At 58.0% G+C, this 10019-nt stretch carries 11 protein-coding genes and 3 pseudogenes; 5 read left to right on the top strand and 9 right to left on the bottom strand.

Annotated elements, in window-relative coordinates; all coding sequences use genetic code 11:
- From ACN0SW_RS19865 to ACN0SW_RS19855, 3 genes and pseudogenes are all read right to left on the bottom strand, one after another.
- Nucleotides 1-313 (bottom strand): annotated as a pseudogene (locus tag ACN0SW_RS19865) (hypothetical protein); the annotation flags it as partial.
- Nucleotides 314-643: 330 nt separating this feature from the next.
- Nucleotides 644-787: a ribbon-helix-helix domain-containing protein gene (locus tag ACN0SW_RS19860; RefSeq protein ID WP_417729636.1), complete on the bottom strand. Its 144-nt coding sequence runs from the start codon at nt 785-787 to the stop codon at nt 644-646.
- Nucleotides 788-875: 88 nt separating this feature from the next.
- Complete coding sequence (locus ACN0SW_RS19855; protein ID WP_417729635.1) at nt 876-1553, bottom strand: AAA family ATPase; 678 nt, start codon at nt 1551-1553, stop codon at nt 876-878.
- A 407-nt stretch (nt 1554-1960) separates the two neighbouring features.
- On the opposite strand from ACN0SW_RS19855, the gene ACN0SW_RS19850 reads away from it, so the two are divergent.
- On the top strand, nt 1961-2317 hold the full coding sequence (locus ACN0SW_RS19850) for a hypothetical protein (RefSeq protein ID WP_417729637.1): 357 nt from the start codon (nt 1961-1963) through the stop codon (nt 2315-2317).
- Between the two features lie 5 nt (nt 2318-2322).
- Here the strand turns inward: ACN0SW_RS19850 and ACN0SW_RS19845 are convergent.
- Nucleotides 2323-2844, bottom strand: a pseudogene (locus ACN0SW_RS19845) (NAD(P)-dependent oxidoreductase); the annotation flags it as partial.
- A 445-nt stretch (nt 2845-3289) separates the two neighbouring features.
- On the opposite strand from ACN0SW_RS19845, the gene ACN0SW_RS19840 reads away from it, so the two are divergent.
- Nucleotides 3290-3655 carry a hypothetical protein gene (locus tag ACN0SW_RS19840; RefSeq protein WP_417729634.1) on the top strand — a complete coding sequence of 122 codons (366 nt, stop codon included), beginning with the start codon at nt 3290-3292 and terminating at the stop codon, nt 3653-3655.
- A gap of 67 nt (nt 3656-3722) precedes the next feature.
- On the opposite strand, the gene ACN0SW_RS19835 is transcribed toward ACN0SW_RS19840, so the two are convergent.
- Nucleotides 3723-5045, bottom strand: a complete 1323-nt coding sequence (locus ACN0SW_RS19835) for a relaxase/mobilization nuclease domain-containing protein (protein WP_417729633.1) — start codon at nt 5043-5045, stop codon at nt 3723-3725.
- The gene (locus ACN0SW_RS19830; RefSeq protein WP_417729632.1) at nt 5017-5373 is read right to left on the bottom strand and encodes a plasmid mobilization protein; all 357 of its coding nucleotides are present in this window, start codon (nt 5371-5373) and stop codon (nt 5017-5019) included. Before ACN0SW_RS19830 ends, ACN0SW_RS19835 begins: the two co-directional genes overlap by 29 nt.
- A 351-nt stretch (nt 5374-5724) precedes the next feature.
- Here ACN0SW_RS19830 and ACN0SW_RS19825 point away from each other — a divergent pair, with 351 nt between their 5' ends.
- The 3 genes from ACN0SW_RS19825 to ACN0SW_RS19815 are packed head-to-tail and all read left to right on the top strand — an operon-like array spanning nt 5725 to nt 8444.
- Nucleotides 5725-7344 carry a type IV secretory system conjugative DNA transfer family protein gene (locus ACN0SW_RS19825; protein WP_417729631.1) on the top strand — a complete coding sequence of 540 codons (1620 nt, stop codon included), beginning with the start codon at nt 5725-5727 and terminating at the stop codon, nt 7342-7344.
- Nucleotides 7345-7347: 3 nt separating this feature from the next.
- On the top strand, nt 7348-7995 hold the full coding sequence (locus tag ACN0SW_RS19820; protein WP_417729630.1) for a hypothetical protein: 648 nt from the start codon (nt 7348-7350) through the stop codon (nt 7993-7995).
- A gap of 2 nt (nt 7996-7997) precedes the next feature.
- Nucleotides 7998-8444, top strand: coding sequence for a hypothetical protein (locus ACN0SW_RS19815; protein ID WP_417729629.1), 447 nt, complete (start codon nt 7998-8000; stop codon nt 8442-8444).
- Nucleotides 8445-8679: 235 nt separating this feature from the next.
- Here ACN0SW_RS19815 and ACN0SW_RS19810 read toward each other — a convergent pair whose 3' ends face one another.
- The 3 genes and pseudogenes from ACN0SW_RS19810 to ACN0SW_RS19800 all read right to left on the bottom strand — a co-directional run.
- The gene (locus tag ACN0SW_RS19810) at nt 8680-8937 is read right to left on the bottom strand and encodes a BrnA antitoxin family protein (RefSeq protein ID WP_417729628.1); all 258 of its coding nucleotides are present in this window, start codon (nt 8935-8937) and stop codon (nt 8680-8682) included.
- Entirely contained in the window at nt 8876-9190 is a 315-nt protein-coding gene (locus ACN0SW_RS19805) for a BrnT family toxin (RefSeq protein WP_417729627.1), read from the bottom strand. The genes ACN0SW_RS19810 and ACN0SW_RS19805 overlap by 62 nt, the downstream gene beginning before the upstream one ends.
- A 348-nt stretch (nt 9191-9538) precedes the next feature.
- Nucleotides 9539-10019, bottom strand: a pseudogene (locus tag ACN0SW_RS19800) (helix-turn-helix domain-containing protein); the annotation flags it as partial.

The following is a 10019-nucleotide window of genomic DNA, read 5'->3' as shown; positions in this document are numbered from 1 at the left end:
CCATTAGGTACTCGATGGATGGATCGAGGCGACCGCTGCGGAAATGCACGAGGTTGGCCATCAGGTCCAGAATCTCGATGGCCACCCCGCCTAGCGGTCCGTTGCGCTCCCCTGCCCTTTTGCCTGCCAGCTCGTACTTGCGGGCGGCCAGAACGATCTGGCGCACCTCCTGCCGGTTGGTGGATCGCCAGAAAACCGCCTCGCAGCGTCCAGCATAGCGGGAATGCCTGCGGACGGGTGTTCGGTCGCGGGAATGGGCTAAAGCCTCTCCTGCATCGCCTGTGGGCAAAAGGGATAGGGTGGAGGTAGTCATGGTCTGTCCTTTCGGTCGGTTGACCGTCAGGGCGTGGGGCTTCGCGCGGCCTCGATGCCAAAACGCGGGCAAAGCGAAGCCGTGGCAAGAAATAGGTCTTGCAATTCTCCGGGGATTTTGGGAAACTCTGGATTACCACATCTCAGAGATTTCCCGGTTTCCCCGGTTATGAAGCCCGCCCTTAACGGCGGGTTTTGTTTTTCTGGGCTTTCGCCCTCCTTCGGTCGTCACCCCCAGACTTGGGGGAATTTGTGCAATGGTGCCGGAGTCGCGGCAAACCATCAAGAAAATGAACGCACTACAGCCCTATATGGCTACAGCTCTATATCGCTATAGTTTAAGGGATGCGCCCCCCTTGGCCGTGAACAGCATGTCTAAAGCTTCCTGCAGAAGCTGCTTTTTGCTGCGGCCTGTTTCGGCGTGAAGCATGGCAAGGTTGCGGGCGTAGGTCGGTGGAAGGTTCGCCCCCACCATGACAGTTGGCCCGTGCTCAGCCGGTCGGCGGCGACGGGGTTCATCGTCGGCAATCGCCTTTGAAGGGGCTGGTGTCGGCGGAATGTCGTCAAGCACTCCGGCGAGATTTGGCTTTGACTTTGCCATGCGCTTCCTTTCCGTATAGGGCTGTAGCGCTATACTCGTATAGGCGTTGAATCTCTTGTGCGGCCTTACCAGTCGGCTCGTACTCTTGCGCCGTCTGGCCGTCCTGTTGGGCGCGGGAGTAGGCCTTTCGCAAGTGCATCGAAACCGGCACTAGATCGGCTTCTAGCTGGGCGATGATCTCGCGGGCCTGCTCGATCTCTGCACCTGTCGGCGGGGAAAAGGTCAAAACCACAGACGGGCGTTTGCCCATTTGCTTCGCCAAGCGGACGGTTTGCGTCATGGCGCGAATGTCCAAGGCCTCGGCACGGGTCGGTATCAATATCAGGTCGGCAACGCTTAAGGCCGCATCCGCAATGTCCCGCTGTTGTGGTGGGCAATCCAATATGACGAGATCGGCTCCAGCCTCCCGCATGGCGTCAAGGACATGGGGTAGGCGGTTGAAATTCACGTCTCGCACTACCGGCGTTTCGCTGCGTCCGGTGGTTTTACGGCGGTCGGCCCAAAAGCAAGCTGACGCCTGCGGGTCCAGATCGAATAGCGCAACGCTCTTGCCCGCATTCTCTGCGGCCACGGCCAAAGCCGTTGCAAGGGTAGTTTTACCAACCCCGCCTTTCTGGGAAATGACCGCTAGAATCTTCATGCTATAGTGCTATAGGGCTGTATGGTTAACGGAGGTTTAACGAAGCGCAGCCCTGCTGTAGGGCTACAGTCGTACAGCCTGCGGGGAGTCGCTCCATCGGTCAAGTAATGACCTGTGCTGCATCGCACCAAATCGCATAGTGATTACTGGCCTTCGGAAATAAAAAAATCGCGACCGCGACAGTCAGGCGATTTTGAATTTCCGGCTATTTGGGGAGTTCTTCAAAAACCGTTCCATAATGCACATTATCCGACCCACGTGGATAAAGGCGATCTCCAGATACGCCGAAAGAACACCTAGTCGGAAACGGCTAGTTACGCCAATGTGCCAAAGTTCGACTCCCCCAGAGACGGACACTCCCGGCAAGCCCCGATGGTTTCCAAAGGACCGTCGGGGTAGCTGGTTATTTGTTACGCGTCACTCAAGGGCTGCATTCTGTAACTGTTCTCGCGACTACTGCATTCCGGGCACCAGACAATCTGCAGAAGAGCGAGATCAAGCGGCGCAAATCGTCCACGCAGGGCAATGAGAGCATCAATATCGACGGCAAATTCATGACCGTTGTTGCAGGTCGCATTGATGCTGATACGCGAGTTCTTGGCTTGTCCGAGAGTCACCTGATGGTGCATATTCAGTTCCCGAAGGCGCGTCGAAAATCGCTCCGTCCCATGCCGGTCACCAAAGGAGATTGGCAAACATACATGTCTGGAGACATGGCAACCTCTAGTATGAAACGCGCGAGGTCCCGCCGCGATATAGAGTGAAATGGACCCAGCCGCAGGTTGAGTCCCTCTGTCACTTGGCCGGTTGCCGGTCCATCAGTCAGACGCGGCGCTCGCACCAATGTCCACTTGAGATCAGAGTCCGCCACCAACCGTGCGTGTTCACGCGCATCATTGAGGATGTCCGGCACAAGCAACTCCATGAGCCGTATCATGGCAAAACGTCCCAGCGATTTTGGATCGCCGGGAGTATCGACAGCAGCCCCAACGAGGGACACAAGCCTTTCAACGCCTTCCGCCTGCATCGCCGCAGCGAGATTATAAGCGAGAGCGGTAAGGGTGCCTTGACCGGCACCGACAGTGCTAATGACTGCGTCACAGTCTCGAACGGCATAGGCGATGCGATCAAGGTGATGAGCTGCGCCCTCGACCAACTTGAGCCGACGCGATGCTAGATCGATATCTGAAGGCGTCCGAGCGTACGCCGTTACGAACAATCCTGCATCTAACGCTTCCTTTAGAACTAAACGGCCCGTGCGACCGCTCGCACCGAAAAGAGTCAACCTCACATTGCACCCCCTTAGCGCAGCCTGCTGGCTCCGAGATTAGGTAAGTGGGTCGGCGTGTGACCGAGCCGACCCACCGCATACCGTTTGCGTTTCATGCAACGGTAATTTCCAAAGCAGGCAGAGAAAAGCGACGGGTTCCGTCGTCCATTGCTGGTGAAAAAGCAAGCCTAAGACGCACAAAAAAGGCCCAGTGTCCTAGGACACTGGGCTAAAGTATCATGCGTCTGCATACAATCAACGAGCGGAGCTTTTGACCGTTGAGAGGCTTTAAACGCACCGATGCTACAAAAGTTGCAATAGGTTCGCGGGCGAACAAATTCAGATTTTATAGAGGGTTAGCTACATATACCGGAGCACATAAACAAGGTGATGCATGGCACCAAACTCTGTCCTTCTTTGCGACTCCAATACCTACCTTCTGGATTTGACTTTTCAGATGCTCCGCATGGCTGGCATGCGACAAGTGACGCTATGCCGCGACACGCATCAGGCATTAAGGGCGGCTGGTGAGCGAAATTATCAAACGATATTGGTTGCAGACGAGAACGCGCCGATCAATGGCCTAGAACTGCTCGTTCGAATGCGTTCAAACAGCTTGCTCAAGGGCGCGACGGTTATCCTGCTCTGCAAAGTCGCGAACAGCGCGAAACTAAAACGACTGCGCATTATCGACCCCAAAGCGCAAATGATTGTGCGTCCGTTTAGTGCGGTTGAGCTGGTGCAACGGATATCTCTGAAATCGACCAGCCCAAAAAAAATCACCGGCGATGAATCCCCCCCCAAGGATGACGAGGATTCATTCTTGCTCTGATTGGCCTTTCCTTCGCGACCTTCGACAGGCCGTCTCGATCTGTAAGATGCTTCATCACAAAGTTGCATTACCTCGGCTCTAACCCCATTCCCCTGCCCAGTCCGAGTTCCTGCCCAAGGGTCGTTTGCAACACCCGTCCCCGGCCTTTAGACAGGGCCGCACGTCGGCCTGCGCTATATACCCTCCACCGTTCTTTCATCACTGCCTTGGCCTCTGCCTGATCGCGTTTCAGGTCGTGGCAGGCGACGACGAAACGATGTCGCGCCTGCGCATATTTGCCCGCCAATTCCTCGTTGAGATCCGCAACGCGCTCCGCAAATCCCTTGCGGATCTGCGTGGCGAATTTCTTGGCCTCGATGTCGTGCTTTCTCTGGATGATCGCGGCGCGTTCCTCGGCGGAAAACGCCGCGACGAACCCGCCCAATAAATCGCCATCGAGGGCACGATCGCGCACGACGGCCGCGGCATGCCAGATGCGCCCGATCGCGGATTTTTCCCCGCGGTCGAAGTCCTGTTTTTCGCTACGCTGACGCATGAACAGGGCCTGCCATTTTCGCGTGTTGGCCTCCTTCATCTCATCGAGTTGCAATTTGGAATGCTGCTTGTGATCCTGAAAGATCGCGTCCTTTTCGGCGCGATAACTGGCTTTCAAGGACGCCCATTCAACATCGTGCTGCTCGTGCATCTGGCGATTTTCAGCGGTTAGGTCGCGGGCCTTTTCGGCCTGCTGCCGCTTCTTGAAGTCGTCGCGCCGGTCGGTGGTCTCGGTCAGCTCCTGCTCGTAGACGTTACGGGGCTTGCGCTTTGCATCCACCTGCTCGCCCTGTGCCCGCTTGTTGGCGTTCTCGAGTCTTCCCTCGGTAATGACAAGGCCATGATCGCGCTCGAACTGGCCCGCCCATTTCGACATTTTCTTTTGCATGTTCGACAGCACGGCGGCTTGCCCGTTGGGCTGCTTCGACGCTGCGGATAGGCCTGTTTCGGGGTCGATCAGATTGACCATAACATGCACATGGGCATGCTTGGTGTCACGGTGCGCGACCGCAAGGGCTTGATACTTTTCCAGCCCAAAAGCCTTGAGGGCACTGGCGACGGCGACACGCTGCATTTCCTCGCTCGGTTCATCCTTCGGATTGAAATTGAGCGAGAAATGATAGGCCGTGTTTTTCGCGGCCTTCCCCTTCTTGATGCCTGCCGCCTCCTTCAACTGGTCGGCACTCATGGCCGTTGCCGCCATGAGACGCCACGCCCGATCTGGGTCGGCGTCGTCCAGATTGAAGGACTGCGCCCAGCCAACACGCTCGGCTGTGGCGGCGCGGCCAGCATCATGGAGAAGATACGCGGCAAGTCCCTTGAAGGACTTACCCGTCGTGATTTCGACCGGGTTCATCGCGGCTGAGCCTGTCAACGTGACGGCGAATGTCGGTGAGGAGCTGGGGTAGAAAGAACGCCTCTGATCGGCCCGCATTCATGTGGTGGGCAATCTGATTCAGATTGACGCCGAGCCGGAGCAACGCGGTCGCCAGCAATGCGCGGTTGCGTTGATCGCCGGCGGACGCCGGCAACGGCACGCCGAGTGCACGCCGGCGCACGAACTCGGACATGGTGAGGCCAGTGGCCCGCACCCGTGTTTCGAGTTCCGCACGCTCCGCCTCCGTCAGCATGACGGTGGTCGGAACGTCGCGCAATTCAGCGGGGGATTTCTTTGGCCGTCCCACGGTCGCCGCGCTCCTGCAAGGGGGTTTTCAGGGGGACTATTCCCCTCTGAACCAGACTGCGTACGCAGGTATTTATGTAAATAAATACACATCTGGCTACCCGAAACAACCAGTATAGCTGCACCCGATTAAGGGGTCATTAACCGCACTCTATCCACCCCCGTCATCCCTTAAACCGCAGCAAGGAAATTCAGTCCCAAACCCTCGTCAAAGGTCGCTGCGCTCCCCTCCTTCGCTGTCGCTCCAGCCTATCGGTGACAAGGGTTCAGGACTGAATTTTCGGGTATGGAAGGACCTAACGGGAAAGACCGTCCGGCCCTCCCCCGGACCCAAACATGGACCACCCCTCTCATGATCGGCGCGGTGCTGCTTTTCGTCCTTGGCCTGCTCGTGCTGGGCGTTATCTCGATGCCGGATTGGGCCATGGCATTTCTGGCGTCGGACTTCTGGGGAAGCTGGGGCGCGTTATCCGAGCGTTATGGCTTCGCACTGGCATGGCAGAACGCCCGCCCGTGGATCGGCTGGGCCATGATCCTGCTGGCCGTCTGGTCAGCTCGCCGCGTCCTGCTGTGGCCCATCCGCCATGCCTATTGGATACGCCGAATTTTTGGCGGGCGTATCTTTGGGGGCGCACGGTGGGCGCGGCCTCGTGATCTGAAACAAGAGGCCATGCTTCAGCAGGGCGGCTTGTTTCTAGGCAACCTTCGGGGACGCGATTTTTTCCATAACGGCGAGGGTCACTTGCTGACCATCGGCGGTGTTGGTGGCGGCAAATCATCCGGTCTGGTCGTCCCTACCCTGATTTCGCTCACCGAGGGCTCGGTGATCGTCACTGACCCCTCGGGCGAGCTGGCCGCGATGACGGCGCGACGGCGGGCCGAGATCGGCCCTGTGGTCTTTCTGAACCCCTTTGGCGAAATCTTCTCTGCCGATACCGGCTTGCATTTTGAGGATGCCGGATTCAACCCGTTCTCGGTCCTCGATCCGGCCAGCTCGTCGTTTATCACCGATGTGAACGCTCTGGCCCGCCTGCTCATGGTCGGGGATCGCAAGGAAAGCGGCTCCTACTGGAACGATGAGGGCGCAGAATTTCTCTCGCTCATGATCGCGTCCATCCGTCTCTACGATCATGCGGACCTTCATAACCTGACTTTCCTCTATCAGGTGGTCCGGGATTCCTCGTCCAACATTGCGCAGCGGCTCGACTGGATCAGGGGCGAAAATCACCTCGCCCTGCGGGACGATGCGCAGCGGTTTTTCGACATCATCGAGAACGCCAAGCCGCAATGGTCGGGCATTGTCTCCAAGGCCGCGCTCGCCACAAAACGCTATGCGCCGACAACGCCGCTCGGCGTCCATGTCGAGAAAAACGGCTTCGACGCCACGCGCCTGAAAACCGAAAAAGTCACGGTCTATATTCTGGTGCCGTCCTCGATGCTGGCCGTCGCCCTGCCCTGGCTCAACATGCTGACCGGCGTTTTTGGCGCGGCCATCGGCAAGCCAGGTCCACGCTCGCCCGTCACTATGCTGATCGACGAGGCCCCGGCCCTTGGATACCTCCCCGATCTGCGCGGCCACATGGCGCAATTCCGCAAAGTCGGCCTGCGGGTGTGGCTGTTCACCCAGACCTATGCCGCCATGGCTGGGCAAGAGCTGTATGGCGACACCGGCATGAAAGAAATCATGGGCCTCGTCACCGTGAAGCAGTTTTTTGCGGTCGAGGAACCCGAGGTGCAACGGATGGTGTCCGAGCTGTGCGGGGTGCGCTCTGTCTCCAACCCATCGAGCACGGGATCGACCGGCGACGTGGGCCAACCCCTGATCCGGCCCGACGAAGTGCGCGGCCTGAGAAAGTGGAGCCAGATAATAATTCGCGGCGGTTTGCACTTCCCAATCAAGGCAAAACTAGTGCCTTACTTCAGTCGCCCAGAGTGGCGGGCGCAGGTCGATGCAAACCCCTATCGGAAGTAAGCAATGCTCGAATGGTTCAAGGAGATTTTCCCCGTCGAAGCCTTTGGCCCGCTGATCGGCGGGGTGCTTCTATGGTTCGGCCTGAATTTTATATTCCTCGCGCCAAGCGTCATCGTGCCGCGCCTCGCTGAACGCTATTACGCGCCCGCCTGCGTTGCCACGGTGACGGCTGGCCGCGCCAATTTCATCAAAACAGTCCAAGAGGATGAGGCCGCCTATAAGGCAAAGCTCACCGATTGGATCGTGGAACAGACTGCGGAATCCAAGCGGCAAGTCGGTGGCGTCCTCGGCCAGATTTTCGGGGCCTACGGACAAGAGGGGCGCGACCTGATGAGTGCCTATGGCGACCAGTTTGCCGATTTCAGCAACAAGGTCGGCGGGCAGGCTTTGGGGCCGTTGCAGCTCAAGGCGCAAGAGGCCCTAACCGAGTGGCAGGGCAAAAAACAGTCCGAGATTGCCGCCATGCGGGCGCAGCAGAAATATGCCGATCCGGCGAGCTTTTGCGGCTGCAATATCTCCGCCGCTATGTCGAACAATGTCGAGCTGGCCCTCTACACGTCCAGCCTGCGCATGTTCAAACCCAAGGGCGTGATTGACCTCGAAAATGGCCGCGTCTTTGAAGCTGAATGCGGCACGGCGCCGGTGGTGTGACGATGGCAAAAAAGACCTATTTCAAAGACGGCTTTCTGGAAGTCACGAGTGAGTTTGTGAAGGCCCGCACCCGCTCGATCCAGCTCTCGACGCTCGAAAGCGTCCATGTCAGCCGTAGGCTATTCCTCGGCACTCTCGCCCTCTGCGGCGGCATGATCCTGTTTGGAATCCTGTTCGGTGATCTGCTCTATATCCACGAAATCGCGTTCCTCGTGATCGTCGGCGCGGGCCTGCTCTGGCTGGCGTGGAATTTTGGCACCTTCACGATCTATTCCAAACTCACCGGCTCGAAGGGCTGGGCGGTGACATGGTGGATCAAGCCCTTGCATCAGATGCGGGCCGCTGTCGAAACCGCCCTAGAGGATCAGGCGGCATCGAAACGCCGCGCCAAAAAAGGCGGGGCGGTGAACCATGACGACGATGATGATGAGGATGAAGACGACGAATAAAACCGGATAGAAACCGCGTCCGCCGCTCGAACCAGTGGCGCGGCTGCCGATCTCCCTGCGGGCGATCTATCCAGTTAAATTTGTTTCATGCCGCATGGCTTCGCGGCGGCGGACCTTTGCAAGCTGCCGCTTCACCCACCGTTTGGTCACGGCGCTATGCTTCTCAATGCGCAATCCGCGCAACGCGGTGAACCATCGGCCTTCCCGTTTGTCGGAGGGTTTGGGCATTAGTGGCCTACTTCCTCAAGCTCTGGGCGTAGGTTTCCAGCACGGCGTTCATGCGGGTTTGATAGCCCTTGCCCATACCGCGATAGGTCTGCAACACCGATTTTTTCACGCGCAGCGTGATCTGTTCGGTGCCTTCCGGCTCGATTAATTGCGCATTCTTCCAAAAATCATCACCAAGCTCTGGAATGTCGCTCGTGTCGATTTCACTGTCCGGAAGTGCGGCCAGTTGCTCTATGGTCAACTCTTTTTCGTAACGCTTCGTCATATCGATTCCTCTCTCCACGTTTGGCAGGTCGGGCGGAAATTATCCGCGTCTTCCCGTCGCGGTCGGTGTGGGTGACGGTCAGAAAAAGAACGCCGTCGATCAGGCCGATGGTGTTTTTTCGCACCTCGCCATAGTCGAACCGATCATCGATTACGCTTAAGATAAAGCCCTCGAAAATCCGGCTGGCAGTCGCAAAACTCACCCCGTGTTTTTCGATATTGATGGCTTCTTTATCGGCGTCCCATTCAAACATCTAACACCTATTGTATATGCAATTTGCATCTACAGTCAAGATTTCTCACCGAATTTTCGACTGGCTTCCTCGAAGACAAAATGGCCTCTCCGCCCCTCAAATCTTCCCGGCCTGTTCCCTGTTCGATGCGGGCCGCAGGCCGCTTCGAACCCGCGCGAAGCGCGGCCTAATGATGTTCCCCGTCCCGATAGGCAAAGCATGCCGCACAAGGCCCGCGCCGTCACCGGCAACGCTGGGGAACCCCTGCAAGGGGTTGACGGCATTAGCGGGCTGGTGTGGCTGGCTTGGTAGATCGGACGAAACAAAAAGACCGATCCGCGAAGCGGATTCCGCATCTCTTCCTCTAAATTAAAAACCTAGATGGGATTCAGTCCGCTCGGCGGACTCACGCTCTTTCCTAAGAGACATGGCCTTGCCGAGGCGGGCCAAACTGGCGGCCAGCTCGTCGTCCTCGACCACAAAGAGCGGCAATTCTTCCGGTGTCAGGCTGGCTTGGTGCGCGTCGAGCGCGGCCCGCCGTGCCGCCTGTGCGTGGCTGAAATCATCCGGCGCGGGAGCTACCCCGGCCAGCCGCCCTAGGAGCTGCAGCGCCTTCCTCGGCAGCGACATGCGGTAGGCGTTGCTAGTCTGTTGCACCTGCGGCCCGCTCTGGTTGCCGGTGGGAACATACCGGCGCAACCAGTCGAGGAATCCATGTGCCCGCAACGCCTTTAAGGCTCGCACAATCGCGTCACGCGACCGTTTGAGCTTGCCCATTAGGTACTCGATGGATGGATCGAGGCGACCGCTGCGGAAATGCACGAGGTTGGCCATCAGGTCCAGAATCTCG

Origin of the sequence: Roseovarius sp. (assembly GCF_048262375.1) — a bacterium.
Taxonomy (GTDB): Bacteria; Pseudomonadota; Alphaproteobacteria; order Rhodobacterales; family Rhodobacteraceae; genus Roseovarius.
Note: the sequence above shows the minus strand (reverse complement) of the source record. Positions and strands in the feature narration are given on the sequence as shown.